Here is a 17,289-nt window from a genome sequence, read left to right as displayed (position 1 = left end):
ACATGTCGCGGCAGAGCGTGATCATCGTCGGTGGCGGGCTGGGCGGCCTGTCTACCGGCTGCTACGCCCAGATGAACGGCTACCGCAGCCGGATCTTCGAGATGCACGAGATCCCCGGCGGCTGCTGCACCGCCTGGGACAAGGGCAGCTTCACCTTCGACTGCTGCGTGAGCTGGCTGCTCGGCAACGGCCCCGGAAACGAGATGCACCAGATCTGGCTGGAGCTCGGTGCCCTGCAGGGCAAGGAGATGCGCCACTTCGACGTGTTCAACATCGTGCGCGCCCGGGACGGCCGGGCGGTGTACTTCTACTCCGACCCGGACCGGCTGCAAGCGCACCTGCTGGAGATCTCACCGGCCGACGCCCGGCTGATCCGGGACTTCTGCAACGGGCTGCGCCGGTTCCGCAAGCTGCTGTCGGTGTACCCGTTCCTCAAGCCGGTCGGCCTGATGAGCACCTTCGAGCGCTGGCGGATGCTGGCCTCGTTCGCGCCGTACTTCAACCTCATCCGCAAGTCGATCGGCACGCTGATGACGGACTACTCGGCAAGGTTCCGCGATCCGCTGCTGCGCGAGGCGTTCAACTTCATCCTCTACGAGAAGCACGCGGCGTTCCCGGTGCTGCCGTTCTACTTCCAGCTCGCCGCGCACGCCAACGGCTCAGCCGGGGTCCCGGAGGGCGGCTCGCTCGGCCTGGCCGAGTCGATCGAGCGCCGCTACCGCGGGCTCGGCGGCGAGATCGACTACAACGCGAAGGTCGAGGAGGTGCTGGTGGAGGACGACCGCGCGGTCGGTGTGCGGCTCAGCGACGGGCGCGAGTTCCGCGCCGACATCGTGGTGTCGGCCTGCGACGGGCACACCACGACGATGAAGCTGCTCGGCGGCCGCTACCTCACCGACACCCACCGCGAGCTCTACACCAGCACGATCGACGAGCCCGGCAACATCTTCCCCGGGTACTTCGCGCTGTTCCTCGGGCTGGACCGGCCCTTCCCCGACGGCGAACCGTGCACCACGCACCTGCTGGAGGAGGAGGTGGCCGCGCAGCTGACCGGCATCCGCCACCCCAGCATCAACGTCCAGTTCCGCAGCTCGCACTACCCGGAGCTGGCGCCTGCGGGCAAGACCATCGTCTACGCCACCTACTTCTGCGACATCGCGCCGTGGCGCGAGCTGGCCACCGGGCCGGAACAGGCGACCCGGATCCGCAAGGGCGAGCCCCGGCACACCCTCTCGGTTCGGCGCGGCGTCGACTACTACGCGGCGAAGCGCCGGGTCAAGGACGCCATCGTGGACTTCCTCGACGGCCGCTACCCGGGGCTGAAGGACTCCGTCGTCGTCCGGGACATCTCCACGCCGCTGACCCAGGTCCGCTACACCGGGAACTACAACGGCACGGTGCTGGGCTGGCAGCCGTTCGTCGACGGCGGCGAGACGATGGAGAAGGTGATCAAGAAGCACGGGCCGCGGCTGCCGGGCCTGCAGAACTTCTACCTCTCCGGGGTGTGGGCGACCACGGGCGGGCTGATCCGGGCCGCCGCGGCGGGCCGGCAGGTGATGCAGTTCGTCTGCCGCGACGACGGCAAGGAGTTCACCGCCAGCATCGACGACAGCGCCCCGGAGCCGACCCACCTGGTGATCCCGGTGGGTTCGGGATCAGCCCGGACCGGTGATCTCCACCAGAGCGAAGCACTGATGTGATGCTGCGCCCCACCGGGGCGCAGCACCGCACCAGCGGTTCACCAGGCGATCGGCAGGGATTTCAGACCGTGGGTCAGGTGGCCGGAGCGGAACTCGGGCTCGGCGGCCAGCTTCAGGCTGGGGAACCGCGAGAGCAGGACGGGCAGCGCGATCCGCAGCTGCAGGCGGGCCAGCGGCGCGCCGATGCAGTGGTGCGGGCCGTGCCCGAACGCGACGTGCCGGGACGGGGGACGGGTGATGTCCAGCTCGTCCGGCCGCGCGACGAGGACCGGGTCCCGGTTGGCCGCGGGGAGCGAGCAGATCACCAGATCACCAGAGTTGATCACGTGCCCGGCGATCTCCACCTGCCTGGTGGCCACCTTCGTCGTGCTGGTGTGCGCGATCGTGAGCCAGCGCAGCAGCTCCTCGATCGCCGCGTCGATGATCTCGGGGTCCCGCCGCAGCCGGTCGAGCTGATCGGGGTGCCGCAGCAGCGCGAACGTGCCCAGCGACAGCATGTCGGAGGTGGTTTCGTGCCCGACCAGCAGCAGCAGGCTGACCATGCCGACGATCTCCGCGTCGCTGAGCTCGTCGCCGTGTTCGAGCACCATCCGGCCCAGCAGTCCCTCGCCCGGATCGACCCGGTTCCGGGCTGCGAGCCGGGCGAGGTGCGCGTGCGACTCGGCGTGCAGCGCCATGCGTTCCTCGGCGGAGAAGGAGGTGTTGAGGAATCCGTTGGTGTACCGGAGGAAGTCCTCCCGGTCTTCGAACGGGACGCCGAGCAGCTCGCAGATGACCAGCGAGGGCACCGGAATCGAGAACGAGGCGACGAGGTCGCCGGAAGATCCGGAGCGTTCGAGGGCGTCGAGGTGGTCGTTGACGATCCTGGTGATGCGCGGCTCCAGCCGGTTGAGCCGGCGGGAGGTGAACTCCGATGCGACGGTCCGCCGCAGCCTGGTGTGCTCGGGCGGGTCGACGACGAGCACGTTGCCCGCGCTGCGCATCACGGCCTGCCCTTCGCCGGACTCCGGGGAGCCGGGCAGGACGTTGCTGAAGCTCTCCCAGTCGGAGAGCACCTGCCGGACGTCGGCGTAGCGGGTCACCACCCAGGTGTCCAGTCCGAACGGGCTGGTGCTGCGCACGACGCCGTCGCGCTGCCGGATCGCGTTCAGTTCTGGTACCGGGTCGAATCCGTTGCGCTGCATGTGGATCGGGAGCTCCCGAGACCGTTGCATCACTTCTCCTCACTGCACTGCCGGGATGTCACGGCGAACATAGCGAAAGCCGGGACCGCTGGCATCTACAGTGGACACTTCTGGGTAGATCTCGGCGCGGGCGTTGAACATCCGGGCCGGGACCGGTAGGGCGCAACGGGCCACCGCGGTCGCGCGGTGGCCCGTTGCCTGCCGGTTTCGGTTCGGTTCGCCTCAGGAGGTTGCCGCGGTGGTGCGGAAGGTGCGGAGTCGGAGGCTGTTGGTGACGACGAAGACGCTGCTGAAGGCCATGGCTGCTCCGGCGATCATGGGGTTGAGGAGTCCGGTGGCGGCGAGTGGGAGGGCGGCGATGTTGTAGGCGAAGGCCCAGAAGAGGTTGCCTTTGATGGTGCGGAGGGTGTGGCGGGAGAGTCGGATGGCGTCTGCTGCGGTGCGCAGGTCGCCGCGGACGAGGGTGATGTCGCTGGCTTCGATGGCGACGTCGGTGCCGGTGCCCATGGCCAGGCCGAGGTCGGCTTGGGCGAGGGCGGCGGCGTCGTTGACGCCGTCGCCGATCATGGCGACGGCTTTGCCGTCGTTCTGCAGGCGGGTGATGATGTCGGCTTTGTCCTTGGGCAGGACTTCGGCGATGACTTCGGTGATGCCGACTTCGGCGGCTACGGAGCGGGCGACGGCGGTGTTGTCGCCGGTGAGCAGGATCGGGGTGAGTCCGAGTGCGCGGAGTTGGGTGATGGCTTCGGCGGAGGTGGGTTTGATGGTGTCGGCCACCACCAGCACCGCCCGCGCCTGCCCGTCCCACGCCACGGCGATGGCGGTCTTGCCCTGCTGCTCGGCCGCGGCCTTCGCTTCGGCCAGTTCGGGGGTGAGGTGCTGGCTCCACTGCTCCAGCAGGGCGGTCCGGCCGGCGATCACGGCGTGGCCGTCGACGATGCCCTGAACGCCGAGTCCTTCGACGTTGGTGAAGCCTTCGACGGCGGGCAGCTCACCGATGCGCTGCTGGGCGCCGCGGGCGATGGCCTGGGCGATCGGGTGCTCGGAGGCGTTCTCCAGCGCACCGGCGATGCGCAGGACCTCGTCGCGGTCGGTGTCGTCGGTGGTGTGAACGTCGATGAGTTCCATCTGGCCGGTGGTGACGGTGCCGGTCTTGTCCAGCACGACGGTGTCGATGCGGCGGGTGGACTCCAGGACTTCGGGTCCCTTGATCAGAATGCCCAGCTGCGCGCCGCGACCGGTGCCCACCAGCAGCGCGGTGGGCGTGGCCAGCCCGAGCGCGCACGGGCAGGCGATGATCAGCACCGCCACCGCAGCGGTGAACGCCGCCGCGGCCCCACCGCCGCTGCCGAGCCAGAAGGCCAGGGTTCCGACCGCGAGCGCGATCACGATGGGCACGAACACCGCGGAGACCCGGTCGGCGAGGCGCTGGATCTCGGCCTTGCCGGTCTGGGCGTCCTCGACCAGCTTGGCCATCTGCGCCAGCTGGGTGTCCGAGCCGACCCGGGTGGCCCGCACGACGAGCCGCCCGCCCGCGTTGACGGTGGCGCCCACGACGGTGGCGCCGGGTCCGACCTCGACGGGCACGGATTCGCCGGTGAGCATGCTCGCGTCGACCGCCGAGTTGCCTTCCTCGACCACTCCGTCGGTGGCGATCTTCTCTCCGGGCCGGACGACGAACCGGTCGTCGACGGCGAGTTCAGCGGTGGGGATGCGCACCTCGCGGCCGTCGCGCAGGACCGCGACGTCCTTGGCGCCGAGTTCCAGCAGTGCTCGCAGGGCGGCACCGGCACGGCGCTTGGAGCGCGCTTCGAAGTAGCGCCCGGCGAGGATGAAGGTGGTCACGCCGGCGGCGACTTCGAGGTAGATCGAGCCGTCACCGCTCATCCGCTGGATGGTCAGCTCGAACGGGTGCGTCATGCCGGGCACTCCGGCGGTTCCGAACAGCAGCGCGTACAACGACCACAGGAACGCCGCGATGGTGCCCATCGACACCAACGTGTCCATCGTGGCCGTTGCGTGGCGCAGGTTCGTCCAGGCGGCCTTGTGGAACGGCAGCGCGCCCCACACCAGCACAGGGGCGGCGAGGACCAGCGAGATCCACTGCCAGTAGGTGAACTGCAGCGCCGGGACCATCGCCATCGCGATCACCGGCACCGACAGCACCGCCGAGACCACCAGCCGCTGCCGCAGCGAACGCGTCGGATCGTCGGCTTCTCCGGACTCCGGCTGGTCGGCCGAGCCCTCCCGCTCGGTCTTGGGCAGCGTTGCGCTGTAGCCAGCGGCCTCGACGGCCTCGACCAGCTGCTGCGGGTCGACTCCGTCCGGGATGCTGACCTTAGCCTTCTCGGTCGCGTAGTTCACCGTCGCCACGACACCGTCGAGCTTGTTCAGCTTCCGCTCGATCCGCGCCGCGCACGAAGCGCAGGTCATCCCGGAGATGGCGAGTTCCACCTCGCCGGTGCTCTGCGGTGTTCGCTCCTGGGTGGTCATTGCAGTTTCTCCTCGATGAGTGATTCCACGCTCGTTTTGCGTGGCGGTGCGGGTGGCGGAACCTCAGACGCTTCCTGGACTGCGGGTGCCCCTCGTCCAATACACGGCGGAGGGGCCGTCCTCGCCAGGAAACGTCTGAGAACCCGCGGCGGTGCGAGTTGCGATGGTGGGATAAGCGCTTCGCGCTTGCGGCAACTCATTTCGCTGTTGCGGTATGTCTCGCGGTTGCGGACTGATGGACGAAGTCGATCGACCAGGTTTGTTCTCGCATCAATGCCCGGTGTGACCGGGCTGGTCCGCCGCGGGGGCGCTGCCGCTGGTGTCCACTGTGAACTCCGCGGTGCGCACGACGCCGTCGTGCTGGAAGTCCAGGAACAGCCGGTAGGTGTCCGCGCTCGGCACCGCCGCGACGAAGTCGATCTGCGGGCCGGGTGCGGTGCGGCCGTCGCCGGGCGCGCCTTCCGGGTGCACGTGCAGGTAGGCGAGGTCGCCGCCGCGCAGCGCGACCAGGTGGCCGTAGGCGGACAGGTAGGGCTGCAGATCGGTGACGGGCGCGCCGTCCTTGCTGACCGTCAGCCGCAGCGGCGACGACTGGCCCGCGACGAGCTCACCGTCGAGCCGGACCTGGTAGCCGTCGACCTCGGCGACCCGCGACGGGGCGTACCCGCGCGGCTCGAACTCGCCGGCTGCGGCGATGTCGGTGCCGAGGGTGGTCGCCGCCCCGCCGGTCGGGGTGAAGTCGGCGAAGACCCGGTAGCTGCCGGCGTCGGGCAGCTCCAGCGGGGTGCTCCAGGTGCCGTCGGCGGCCATCTCCGGGTGCAGGTGCTGGAATCCCGCGGTGTCTCGGCGCACCACGATCAGGTGCATGCGCTTGTCGTGCTCGACGTCGAAGGCGGTGACCGCGCGCCCGTCCGGGCCGAGGACGCGGAAGGAGAAGGGCTCGGTGGTACCGGCGTTCCGGGTGGTCGCGGTGGAGGTGAAGGTGTAGCCGCCCCGGGACGACGCGAGCCCACCGGGCAGGTCGGTCTCCGCGACGGTGGCGCCGTGGGCGTTCCCGTGCCCGTCGCCGCTGGGCATGCCGTCGTGGCTGCTCGGGGCGGGGGCGGCCGAGAGGGGGCCGACAGCGGTGCCGACCGCCCAGGCGCCACCGGCGACCAGAGCGAGCACCGCACCGTAGGCGGAGAGCTTTCCTGCTGCGTTCATGGCGAATCCTCACTGCGTGCGGGGCCGGGCCCGCAGGCCCGGCCGGTTCCAGGTCAACTGCCGGCCAGCTGGTAGCCGGCCTCCTCGACGGCGGCACGCACCTCGTCGGTGCTGATCGCTGCGGTGCTGGAGACGGTCACCGCTCCGGTGGGCAGGTCGACGGCGACCTCGGAGACACCGGAGATCTGGCTGACCTCCTCGGTCACCGACTGGACGCAGTGCCCGCAGGTCATGCCGACGACGGTGAAGGTGGACTCGGTCATCGGGAGCTCCTCTTTGGCTTTACCCGTAGGGGGTAGGTGTTCCTTGCGATACGAGATTTATACCCCCAGGGGGTATGAAGTGCAAGCCTGCGGGAGTGCTGCCGCGAGGAGTGGTTGCAGGCGTCGTCGTCGGGGGGGCGTTTTCCCTGGTGTGGCGGCCAGATCGAGGGCTCTTGGGTGCTCTTTGAGGGCGCTGCGGCGGGGATGGTGTTGGAAATAGTGACGGGAGTCACTAACTATCCGGCTTCATACCCCCTATACGTATCCATGTCGGGCCGGGGAGTGATCGGCACCTGCAGTACAGAACTATCGATTCTTTCAGTGTTGATCGAAAATAGTTGCGGGTGTACGAAACGTTCTTGATCGACCCCGGAAACCGGACCAGACTTCGGCGCGTGCCGACGACAGCCGACCTCGAGCACCTGCTGCGCGAGGCAGAACTGCGCGTGACCCGACCGCGGGTCGCCGTGCTGTCGGCGGTGCACGCCCACCCGCACGCGGACACCGAGTCGATCATCGGCGCGGTGCGGGAGGTGCTCCCGAAGGTGTCCCACCAGGCCGTCTACGACGTGCTGCGGGCGCTGACCGCCGCCGGCCTGCTGCGCCGCATCCAGCCGATGGGTTCGCTGGCCCGCTACGAGGCGCGGGTGGGGGACAACCACCACCACCTCGCGTGCCGGTCCTGCGGAGTGGTCGCCGACGTCGACTGCGCCGTGGGCGCCGCGCCCTGCCTGACCGCTTCCGATGCCCGGGGCTTCACGATCGACGAAGCCGAGGTCATCTACTGGGGCCTGTGCCCGGACTGCGCTGCCGACCCGGCCACCGCATAGGTCCGGCTGAGGTGCGGGCGGTTCGCCCGGCGGCCATCCTGGGGCGACCTCTTCGGCCAGGTGCTCCACGGAGGAGATCGGCATGCCCGCGACGATGATCGCGCTGTTCGGCGGCACCGGCCCCGAGTGGGAGGCCCGGGAGGTCCCGGTGCCCGACGCCGGGCCCGGTCAGGTGCTGGTGCGCGTGCGCGCGGCGGCGCTGAACAACGCCGACGCCCAGGTGCTGGCCGCCGCCGATCCCTCCTCCGGCGGCGCGGGCGAGCCGTACCAGGCCGGGTACGAGTTCGCCGGTGAGGTCTGCGCCGTGGGGCCGGGTGTCACCGGCGTGCTGGTGGGGGAGCGGGTGATGGGCACCCAGCCGCGCAGCTTCGCCCAGTACGTCCGCGCGGATCACCGGCACGTGCTGCCCATTCCCGGCGCGGCCGGGTACGAGGAGGCCGCCTCGCTGCCGACCGGCCTGCTCACCGAGCACGGCGCGCTGTGCCTGGGCGCGTTCCGGGCCGGTCAGTCGGTGCTCATCACCGGTGCCGCTTCGGCGATCGGGCTGCTCGGCGTGCAGATCGCCAAGGTGCTCGGAGCTTCGACGGTCGTGGGCACCACCCGGACGGCGTCGAAGGAGGCGCTGCTGGCCAGCGCGGGAGCGGACGTGGTCGTCGTCGGCCCGGGCGAGGACCTGACCGAGGAGGTGCTGGAGGCCACCGGCGGTGAGGGCGTGGACGTGGTGCTCGACCACGTGGGCGGACGGCTCTTCGCGGCCTGCCTGCCGGCCACCCGCGTCGACGGGCACCTGGTCAACATCGGCCGCCTGGACCGGGCGGAGTCCACGATCAACCTGGACCACCTGTCCTACCGGCACCTGCACCTGCGCGGCGTCTCGTTCGGCTTCGGACGGCCCGCCGAGCTGGGCGAGGTGCTCGCCGGGCTCGTGCCGGAGGTGCTGCCCGCGGTGGCCGAGGGCCGGATCAGACCGGTCGTCGACGAGGTCTTCCCGTTGGCCAGAGCCGCCGAAGCCCTCGACCGGCTGCGCACCGGTGAGGCGCTCGGCAAGATCGTGCTGGCCATGCCCTGAGTGCGGGTTCTCCCCCGAGCAGGTGACGCGCGTCAGTAGTCTGGCCGATCGTGGACCGACCGACGTTGCCCGAGCACCTGCGACTGCTGCTGTCCGATGAACCCGTGCTGGACGTGTACGCCCACGGCCCGTGGCGGGTTCCGGACGGGCTGTACCAGGAGATCTGGGAGCGCGCGGAGGAGCTCAACCGGGATCCGGCCGCCGAGCGGCTGGCGGTGGAGCTGCCGGAGTTCTACGCCGAGGGCACCACGGTCGTCGGTGCCGAGCTGTGGTGCCTGCTGGAGTTCCTGCTCGGCACGGTGGCGGTGCGCGGCGGCAACGCCGCCGACGTGCAGTGCGAGACGCTGAGCGGGTTCGTGGCCCAGCCGTGGTCGCCGGTGCGCAGCTGGTCGTGGAGCGCGCACGCGGCGGTGTTCCGGCTTCCCGCGGAGTGGCTGCTGACCGGTGCCGGTGACGATCCGGAGCTGCGGGAGGCGGCGTTCGACCTGGCCCGCCGCTGCCTGGACGTCTTCGCCGGGCTCGAACCCGTCGAGGCGCGCAGGCAGGCGCTGATCGCCCTGCACGACCTGCGCGCCGCCGATCCGGCGCTGGCCAAGCAGGATCTCCTCGCCCCGGTCGAGACGCTTCGGGAGGCGTGGGCGCAGCGGGCGGACGAATCGGTGCTGGCCGCGCTGCCCGAACTCGCCGGCCCGGCCGCCTACCTGGACTGGGCGTGCTCGGGTTTCCTGGCCGCGCACCAGCGGCTGCTGGAGCGGGTGCCGAGCGCGGTGAGCCCCGGCCCGGTGCCCGACGTCGGTCCCGGCATGGAGCACGAGGCCGTGCTGGCGCACCTGATGCTGCACGCGGATCTGGTGGAAGTGCCGGTGGAGCTCGCGCTGACCACCGGGCGCCCGATGTTCGAGACCGTGCAGAGCATGTTCGCCGGCTACCGGGCGACGTTCAACGCCGACCGGTGGCACGGCCAGGTGCTGGCCTGGCTCGGGCGCGCGGTGCTGGCCGGTGAGGTCGACGTCTGCCGCGCCTGGCTCGACATGGCGATGCGGATCAGCGGAGTGGTGCAGGGGCTGCCGCACGGCGTGGTGACGCCGAGCTGCGGCATCCTGGTCCGCGATTTCCAGCAGCAGCTGCGGGTGCTCGCCCAGCCGCGCCGGGTCCGCAACCCGCTGGCGGCGAAGCTGACCACCGGCGAGGACCTGCCGGCGGCGCAAGAAGATCCGGCCGCCGAGCTGGTGGGGCAGCCGGAGCTGGTGTCGGCGCTGCGCACCGAGCTGGCCGCTGCCCAGGACGGCCGTGCGGTGCGAATGTTGTTGACGGGCCCGGAAAGCACCGGCCGCGGCACCGCGCTGCGATTGCTGCGCGGTGCCTTGCTCAAGGCCGGTGCGCAGCGGCAGGAGATGTGGGTCTCCGAGGCGGAGTTCGCCAGCCTGGACGTCAGCAACGCCGTGGTGCACCTGCAGCAGAAGACCTACGCCCTCGGTTCGCGGGATCTGCTGGTGCTGCACGGCCTCGACCGGCTGGCGGGCCTGGAGTGGTCCGGGGCGGCGTTGCTGGAGGAGCTGCGGCGGCTGCTGAGCCGGGTGCCGGACCTGCACGTCATCGCGGTGTGCCGGGCCGGGGGCGCGGACCGGGTGGGTGAGGTGAATCCCGCGCTGCTGCAGCAGTTCCGGGTCGCCGCCACCCGGGCGTTCACGGAGGACGAGCGCGTGGAGCTGTTCCGGCGCGCGGTGGCCCGGCGGGAAGCGGTGGTCGCCGACGACGCCGCCCGGGAGGGCGCGCGGCTGGCGGCGGCCGGGCAGCAGAACCTGCGCGGCGCGCGCCTGGTCGAGCACCTGGCCGAGCGCGGTGTCGAAGCGGCACGGGCCCGCAGCGGCGGCGGCCGGCTGGAGGTGCTGCGCCGAGATCTGCCGGAATCCCCGGTCCGCGGTGCGGGTTTCGCCGACTGCGTCGGCCTGGAGTCGGTCCGCCGCGAGCTGGACCAGGTGCTGGCCGAGGTGCGGGCGGCGGAGCTGCGCCGGGAGGCCGGGATGCCGGAGGCGATCCGCCCGCGGCACCTGGTGTTCACCGGTTCGACCGGGACCGGGAAGACGACCGCCGCCGGGATCCTGGGCCGGATGTGCGCCGATCTCGGCGTGCTGTCGTCGGGACACCTCGTGGTGGTCGACTGCGCGGACCTGGCCGGGCGGCACCTGGCGGAGGCGGCCGTCGGCGTGCAGCGCGCGATCGACCAGGCCTCGGGCGGCGTGCTGTGCATCGAGGACGCGGGCACGCTGGCCCGCCCCGGCATCGATCTCGACCACTCCCGCAACCGGGGTGTGATCGATGCGCTGCTGGCCGGCCTGCAGGCGCGCCCGGACGACCTGCTGGTGGTGCTGTGCGGTCCGGACGCGGCGGTGAACGGGCTGCTCAAGGCGACCCCGGAGCTGGCGGCCCGCTTCCCGAAGGTGGTGCGCTTCCCGGACCTGACCGACGAGCAGGTCGTGGAGCTGTTCGAGCGCAAGGCCGCCGAAGCGGGTTTCACCGTGGCGACCGGAGTGCGGGCGAAGGTGGCCAGGCTGGTCCGCGCCTCCCGCCGCACCGCGGCGATGACCAACGGCCGCCTGGCCGTGCACCTGCTGGAGCGCACGATCTCCGCGCAGTCCCGGCGGATCCTGGCCGGCCGGAAACCGCGCGCGGTCAACCGGATCGTGGCCGCCGACGTCCCGGACACCTCGGTGGAGCGGGTGCGCACCGACCTCCCGGAGGACCCGCTGGCGCTGATCGACGACCTGGTCGGCCTGGAGTCGGTCAAGCGCGAGGTGCGGCTGCTGGTGGCGGAGGCCGAAGCGGACCGGCTGCGCCGCGGCGCGGGGCTGGCGCTGGGCTCGCGCATGCGGCACCTGGTGTTCACCGGCAACCCGGGCACGGCCAAGACGACGGTGGCCAGGCTGGTCGCGGCGGTGTACGCCAAGCTCGGCCTGCTGTCCTCCGGGCACCTGGTGGAGGTCTCGCACGCCGACCTGATCGCCCAGTACATCGGCCAGACCGCGCCGAAGGTCCGCGCCGCGGTGGACAGCGCGCTGGGCGGGGTGCTGTTCATCGACGAGGCCTACGCGCTGACCCCGCCGGACGGCAGGCAGTCCTACGGCCCGGAGGCGATCGCCGAGCTGCTGCGGCTGATGGAGGAGCACCGCGACGACCTGGTGGTGATCGCGGCGGGCTACGAGAGCCGGATGGTGGAGTTCCTGCGCACCAACCCGGGCCTGGCCTCCCGGTTCCCCTCCGTGGTGCACTTCCCGGACTACGCCGAGTCCGAACTTCTCGCGATCTTCGAGCGGATGGCGGGCAGCGCCGGGTTCGCCCTGGCCGACGGCGTCGGCGCGGAGGTCCGCGGCATCCTGCGCGCGGCCAAGCGCGACGAGTCCTTCGGCAACGGCCGCGTGGTGCGCAACCTGCTGGACCGGGCGATCGCCTTGCAGGGCGAGCGGATCACCGCCACCGAGCACGACCCGGCGGAAGTCCGCCTGCTGCGCCCGGCCGACCTGGCGGGCGTGCGGATCAGCCAGCTGGCCACCGGGGACGACCGCTTCGGCCAGTACCTGTGAGCGGTGGGGACTTCAGCGCGCCTGGTAGAGGGCGCTGCCCTTGATGTAGTCGTCGTAGGGGATGGTCCAGTCGGGGATGTCGCCGTCGGCGGTGGTCAGCGGGCGGTCCGAGCCGACGATCTCCACCGGGTCGCCGATCTGCACGAAGTCGAAGAACCACTTGCCGTTGGCCGGGGAGAGGTTCACGCAGCCGTGCGAGACGTTGGACTCGCCCTGCGCCCACACGGTGGCCGGGTTGACGTGGACGAACTCGCCGTTGTTGGAGATGCGCACCGCGTAGGGCAGGACCTCGTCGTAGTAGCCGGGTTCGCCCTTCTGCGGCCCGCCCCAGGTGTCCGAGCGCATCCGGGTGGAGGTGTGCTTCTCGAAGGCCACGTGCACGCCGTACTGGGTGGGGTAGACGCTGCGGCCGTAGGAGGCGGGCAGCCGCTTGATCTCCTGGCCGTCCTGGAAGACGGTGAGGGTGTGGGCGTTGACGTCGCCGACGGCGCGCTGGTCCCTCCCGATGCGGAACTCGCTCTCGTGGTCGGCGGTGCCCATCACGCCGCCACCGGCGTTCACCCCGTACAGCCGCGCCCGCACCCGGACGGTGGTGCCGGGCTGCCAGTAGTCCTTGGGCCGCCAGTTGACCTGCTCGTCGCTCATCCAGTGGAACGAGCCCTCCGTCGGCACCGACGGTTCGACCGACAGGCGGCGCTCGACGGCGGCGCGGTCGGTCACCGGCTTGCTGAAGTAGATCGAGACCGGCATGGCGATGCCGACCTCGGCACCGGCGGTGGGCCGGGTCCGCTCCACGGTGATCTCCTCCACCGGGGTGGCGGTGGTGAACGTCGAGGTGGCCGGTGGTGCCGGGATGCGCTCGGCGTCCTGCGCGCGGGCCTGCACCCGGTAGGTCTTGCTGAACTCCAGCGGCACGGTGGTGCTCCACCGACGGCCGCCGTCGGTCAGCTCGCCCGGGACCGCGGTTCCCCCGTCCGCGGTGACGGTGACCGAGGTGAGGACGCCGCGGTGGGCGGTGACGACCAGCGGATCGCTGGGCCCGACCTGCGCGGCCCCGTCGGGCACCGAGGTGGTCACCGACGCGGCTGAGACCTTCGGCGCCGGTTCCGTGCACGAGGTCAGGGCGCAGGCGAGCGCGGTCCCGACGATGAGCGGCCACCCCTTTGCGACCTGCATCCCGACCCCCGAACCTCGACGCTGCGGCTCCACGTCCTGACAACTGTCGGTGTCCGATCGGCACATCTCAACACGATCATTCCCTCCGGGGCGTCGCGGCCAGGTGCGCCCGGCGGAACTCCGATCCGCCCCGCCATCGTGCCTGGTCGGACGTTTTCGCAGGTCAATATGGGTGGCGTAACTCTGGCGCAATGTTCGCCGGGTAGCGTGCCGATCGTGGACGAGACGGCAGGCAGGCGGATCCCGGCCGGGTGGAGCTCCGCGCGGCCGCGCGCCGAGCGGGCGCGGCAGGTGGCCGACGTGCTGCGGTACCAGATCACGGCGGGTCGCTTCGCCGACGGTGTGCTGCCCGGCGAGCGGCAGCTGGGCGAGCAGTTCGGCGCCTCCCGCAACGCGGTGCGCGAGGCGCTGGCGCTGCTGCGGCGGGAAGGTGTCATCACGCGCCAGCGCGGAGTGGGCACGCGGGTCGTGCTGCCGAAGTACGGCCACGGGCTCGACCGGCTGGCCGGGCTGGCCGAGGCGATGACCGGGTACGGCACGATCACCAACGAGGTCCGCTCCGCCCGGGCCGTCGCGGAGCTGCCGGTGCCGATCGCCGAGCGGCTCGGGGTGGCGCCGTCGGCGGGCGGCGTGCACCTGGAGCGGCTGCGGTGGCTGGACGGTCTGCCGCTGTCGCTGGACACCACCTACCTCACCGCCGACATCGGCCACCGCCTGCTGGACTGCGACCTCGCAGGCCGTGACGTGTTCACCCTGATCGAGGAGACCACCGGGCAGCGGCTGGGTTCCGCGGAAGTGGCGGTGCACGCGGTCAACGCCGACCCGGACACCGCGGCGCTGCTCGGAATCCCGGACCACGCGGCGGTTTTCGCGCTGGAGAGGCTGACTCGCACGGCGGACGGGCGGCCGGTGGACGTCGAGTCGATCCGGATCCGCGCCGATCGCATGGCGCTGACCGCCACGCTGCACCGAGGCCGGATTTCGCCCGGGGGAGAAGGGGATTGATGGCTGTGATCCGCAAATGCTGCGCGGTGCCAACGCGTTTCGGTGAGCTGTGATGGCGGAGTTGACGATCCCGACGCTGGTCCTGCTCGGGCTGTTCGGGCTCGCCGGCGGGGTGGGCATCACCGCGGTGGGGCCCGGCGGGGTGCTGCCCACGATCGGCCTGTTCGCCCTGACCGGCCTGTCCCCGGCCGAGGTCGCCGGGACCGCCATCGTCACCCACGTCGCGACCGGTGCGCTGGCCACCGCCGCCTACACCCGCTCGGGTCACCTGCGCGAGCCGGAAACCCGGCGCACCGCGCTGATCCTCGCCGCCGCGGCCCTGGCGGGCACTCCGCTCGGCGTGCTGATCAACACCGGGGTGTCCAAGCGGATCTTCGGGCTGGTGCTGGGGATCTTCGTGGCGCTGGTGGCCGCGCTGGTCTGCTACCGCGAATGGCGCCGCCCTGCGGGCACCCGCGCGCACCCGCCCGCGCTGCTGATCGCGTGCCTGGGTTTCGCGGTGGCGGTCGCGGCGGGCATCGTCGGCATCGGCGGGCCGATGCTCACCGTCCCGCTGCTGGTGGCCCTGGGCGTGCCGGTGCTGGAGTCGCTGGCGTCGGCCCAGGCGCAGTCGATCGTCATCGCCGGTGCGGGCACGATCGGTTACCTGGCAACCGAATCGATCAACTGGCCGCTGGCCGCGCTGGTCGGGATTCCCGAGCTCGCGGGCGTGCTGCTGGGCTGGAAGATCGCCCGGGCACTGCCCGCCCGCGGGCTGAAGTACGGGCTCGTCATCACCCTGCTGGCACTGGCGCCCTACCTCGCACTGCACGGTGCGTGACCGGAAAGCCTTTCTGCGGCTCGTCTTGCATGGCGGTGCAGGTGGCGGTGCAAGCGCCGAGGGTGGGTTATGCGCCTGCGGCGCATGCGGCACCTCCTGAGGTGCGGCAGTCGGCCGTCGCGGCTGCGGCCGTCCAATTCGGGCGCGAGAAGTTCGTTTAGCAGTGTTTCGGTGTTCGTTCAAGGAGTTGCGGAGAAGAAGCTGCCGTTTTCTTCTCGGGCGAGAAAGCTTCGGCGCCGGCCGGCGGGCGCGACAATTCCGCGCAACGGAAGTTCAACAAAATGTTGACGAGAGTTGGATTCCGGACGTAGCTTGCTCCTGCCCGACAGCGCAGAAACGCCTGCGGCGCCGAGCTCTTCACCGGGGAGGAGGCATCGGAACCGGCCCACGCGGCCGGTTCACGCCGGGTAACGGCCGTCCCGCCGCGTCGGACGACACGCGATGGCGGGAGGGGTGGTGGACCGATCGGTGCCGCCGTCCCCGCGACCGACGCTAACAGTCCGGCCCCCGTCCGCGGTGGACCGGGGCATCCGTTTTCAAAAGGGGAACTGGGCATGGCAATCAATTCGCAGGGGAATCCGACCCCGGCGGCCTGCCATCCGGTTGACGAGAAGTTGCCTGCCAAGCAGCTGATCCCGGCCGCCTTCCAACACGTCGGCGCGATGTACGCCGGCGTGGTGGCACCACCGCTGATCATCGGCCCGGCCTGCGGGCTGGACCAGCGCGACCAGATCGTGCTGATCTCGGTGAGCCTGCTGGTGGCGGGGCTGGCGACGCTGCTGCAGACGCTGGGCGCCGGGCGGTTCGCCGGCAACCGGCTGCCGTTCGTCAACGCCAGTTCCTCGGCCGGGCTGGCCTCCCTGCTGACGGTGGCGCACTCCGCGCCGGAAGGCCACCGCATCCAGACCGTGCTCGGCGCGGTCCTGGTCGGCGGGCTGTTCTGCCTGGCGGTCGGCCCGTTCTTCGGCCGGCTGATGCGCTTCTTCCCGCACCTGGTCACCGGTGTGGTGATCACGCTGATCGGCGTGTCCCTGATGACCGTGCCCGTCGCCTGGGTGCAGGGCGGCGAAGGCGCGCCCGACTTCGGGTCGGCGGCCAACCTCGGCCTCGCCCTGTTCACGCTGGTGGTCATCATCGTGCTGCAGCGGGTCCTGCGCGGCTTCCTCAAGCAGATCGCGCTGATCCTGGGGATGGTCGCGGGCACCCTTGCCGCCGCGCCCTTCGGCATGCTCGACACCAGCACCTTCGCGCAGACGTCGCTGTTCGCGCTGCCGATGCCGCTGCAGTTCGGCCCGCCCGAGTTCCACCCGGCCGCCATCCTCGCGGTGTGCATCGTGATCCTGGTGGCGATGACCGAGAGCTCGGCCGGGATGCTGGCCATCGGCGAGATCTGCGACCGGGAGGTCGAGAAGCGGGTGGTCACCCGCGGCCTGCGGGTGGACGGCATCGCCACCACGGTCGGCTCGCTGTTCGGCGGCCTGCCCACCAGCGCCTTCGCCCAGAACGTCGGCGTGGTGTCGCTGACCGGGGTGCGCAGCCGGTTCGTCGTCGCCTTCGCGGGCGGCGTGATGGCCCTGCTCGGCCTGTTCCCGGTGCTGGGCGGCGTCGTCTCGCTGGTGCCGTACCCGGTGCTGGGCGGGGCCGGGCTGATGCTCTTCGGCAGCATCGCCGCCAGCGGCATCCGCACCCTCTCGCGCGCTCACCTGGAGCAGGGCCACAACATGTTCGTCGTGTCGGTCTCGCTGGCGGTCGGGTTGATCCCGCTGGCCGCGCCGACGATCTACCAGCAGTTCCCGCAGTGGTTCCAGACGGTGTTCGGCACCGGCATCGTCGCCGGAGCGGTGGTGGCCGTGCTGCTCAACATGATCTTCAACAGTCCGCTGCGGGCCCCGGCCGCGAAACCGGTGCCGCAACCGGCCGCACCCGCCAACGGCGGCTAGGCCGCTGGTCCCGGGGGAGGAATCG

Annotated in this window: 12 protein-coding genes; 7 read left to right on the top strand and 5 right to left on the bottom strand. The window is 71.3% G+C overall.

All coding sequences use genetic code 11. From position 1 onward, the window contains the following. Positions 1-2 precede the first annotated feature (2 nt). Positions 3-1,700: a phytoene desaturase family protein gene (locus ATL45_RS35460; protein WP_177242004.1), complete on the top strand. Its 1,698-nt coding sequence runs from the start codon at positions 3-5 to the stop codon at positions 1,698-1,700. 38 nt (positions 1,701-1,738) lie between these two features. Here the strand turns inward: ATL45_RS35460 and ATL45_RS35455 are convergent, their stop codons facing one another. The 4 genes from ATL45_RS35455 to ATL45_RS35440 all read right to left on the bottom strand — a co-directional run bounded on the left by ATL45_RS35455 (position 1,739) and on the right by ATL45_RS35440 (position 6,843). Next, positions 1,739-2,914, bottom strand: a complete 1,176-nt coding sequence (locus ATL45_RS35455; RefSeq protein ID WP_093154931.1) for a cytochrome P450 — start codon at positions 2,912-2,914, stop codon at positions 1,739-1,741. A gap of 192 nt (positions 2,915-3,106) precedes the next feature. Continuing rightward, positions 3,107-5,377, bottom strand: a complete 2,271-nt coding sequence (locus ATL45_RS35450) for a heavy metal translocating P-type ATPase (RefSeq protein ID WP_121505446.1) — start codon at positions 5,375-5,377, stop codon at positions 3,107-3,109. A gap of 270 nt (positions 5,378-5,647) precedes the next feature. Further along, positions 5,648-6,580, bottom strand: a complete 933-nt coding sequence (locus tag ATL45_RS35445; protein WP_093147112.1) for a DUF8832 domain-containing protein — start codon at positions 6,578-6,580, stop codon at positions 5,648-5,650. A gap of 53 nt (positions 6,581-6,633) precedes the next feature. Continuing rightward, complete coding sequence (locus tag ATL45_RS35440) at positions 6,634-6,843, bottom strand: heavy-metal-associated domain-containing protein (protein WP_093147111.1); 210 nt, start codon at positions 6,841-6,843, stop codon at positions 6,634-6,636. 395 nt (positions 6,844-7,238) lie between these two features. On the opposite strand from ATL45_RS35440, the gene ATL45_RS35435 reads away from it, so the two are divergent. The 3 genes from ATL45_RS35435 (at position 7,239) to ATL45_RS35425 (ending at position 12,323) form a co-directional block, all read left to right on the top strand. Beyond that, positions 7,239-7,673: a Fur family transcriptional regulator gene (locus ATL45_RS35435; RefSeq protein WP_177241899.1), complete on the top strand. Its 435-nt coding sequence runs from the start codon at positions 7,239-7,241 to the stop codon at positions 7,671-7,673. A gap of 82 nt (positions 7,674-7,755) precedes the next feature. Then, positions 7,756-8,742, top strand: coding sequence for a quinone oxidoreductase family protein (locus tag ATL45_RS35430; protein WP_093147110.1), 987 nt, complete (start codon positions 7,756-7,758; stop codon positions 8,740-8,742). Between the two features lie 50 nt (positions 8,743-8,792). Then, positions 8,793-12,323, top strand: a complete 3,531-nt coding sequence (locus ATL45_RS35425) for an AAA family ATPase (RefSeq protein WP_093147108.1) — start codon at positions 8,793-8,795, stop codon at positions 12,321-12,323. 12 nt (positions 12,324-12,335) lie between these two features. On the opposite strand, the gene ATL45_RS35420 is transcribed toward ATL45_RS35425, so the two are convergent. Continuing rightward, positions 12,336-13,499 (bottom strand): L,D-transpeptidase, encoded by a 1,164-nt coding sequence (locus ATL45_RS35420; RefSeq protein WP_093147106.1) that lies wholly within the window; start codon positions 13,497-13,499, stop codon positions 12,336-12,338. Between the two features lie 216 nt (positions 13,500-13,715). On the opposite strand from ATL45_RS35420, the gene ATL45_RS35415 reads away from it, so the two are divergent. From ATL45_RS35415 to ATL45_RS35405, 3 genes are all read left to right on the top strand, one after another. Next, positions 13,716-14,504, top strand: a complete 789-nt coding sequence (locus tag ATL45_RS35415; RefSeq protein ID WP_246025733.1) for a GntR family transcriptional regulator — start codon at positions 13,716-13,718, stop codon at positions 14,502-14,504. A gap of 52 nt (positions 14,505-14,556) precedes the next feature. After that, entirely contained in the window at positions 14,557-15,324 is a 768-nt protein-coding gene (locus ATL45_RS35410; RefSeq protein WP_093147102.1) for a sulfite exporter TauE/SafE family protein, read from the top strand. Positions 15,325-15,878: 554 nt separating this feature from the next. Continuing rightward, positions 15,879-17,264, top strand: coding sequence for a nucleobase:cation symporter-2 family protein (locus ATL45_RS35405; RefSeq protein ID WP_093147101.1), 1,386 nt, complete (start codon positions 15,879-15,881; stop codon positions 17,262-17,264). The last annotated feature ends 25 nt before the right edge of the window (positions 17,265-17,289 follow it).

This window comes from Saccharopolyspora antimicrobica (genome assembly GCF_003635025.1).
In the GTDB taxonomy this organism is placed as follows: Bacteria; Actinomycetota; Actinomycetes; order Mycobacteriales; family Pseudonocardiaceae; genus Saccharopolyspora; species Saccharopolyspora antimicrobica.
This window is presented reverse-complemented; position numbering and strand designations above follow the sequence as displayed.

Coding starts and splice junctions, on each gene's coding strand:
- ATL45_RS35460 (WP_177242004.1), top strand. CDS start 3: ATGTCGCGGCAGAGCGTGATCATCGTCGGTGGCGGGCTGGGCGGCCTG.
- ATL45_RS35455 (WP_093154931.1), bottom strand. CDS start 2,914: ATGCAACGGTCTCGGGAGCTCCCGATCCACATGCAGCGCAACGGATTC.
- ATL45_RS35450 (WP_121505446.1), bottom strand. CDS start 5,377: ATGACCACCCAGGAGCGAACACCGCAGAGCACCGGCGAGGTGGAACTC.
- ATL45_RS35445 (WP_093147112.1), bottom strand. CDS start 6,580: ATGAACGCAGCAGGAAAGCTCTCCGCCTACGGTGCGGTGCTCGCTCTG.
- ATL45_RS35440 (WP_093147111.1), bottom strand. CDS start 6,843: ATGACCGAGTCCACCTTCACCGTCGTCGGCATGACCTGCGGGCACTGC.
- ATL45_RS35430 (WP_093147110.1), top strand. CDS start 7,756: ATGCCCGCGACGATGATCGCGCTGTTCGGCGGCACCGGCCCCGAGTGG.
- ATL45_RS35420 (WP_093147106.1), bottom strand. CDS start 13,499: ATGCAGGTCGCAAAGGGGTGGCCGCTCATCGTCGGGACCGCGCTCGCC.
- ATL45_RS35410 (WP_093147102.1), top strand. CDS start 14,557: ATGGCGGAGTTGACGATCCCGACGCTGGTCCTGCTCGGGCTGTTCGGG.
- ATL45_RS35405 (WP_093147101.1), top strand. CDS start 15,879: ATGGCAATCAATTCGCAGGGGAATCCGACCCCGGCGGCCTGCCATCCG.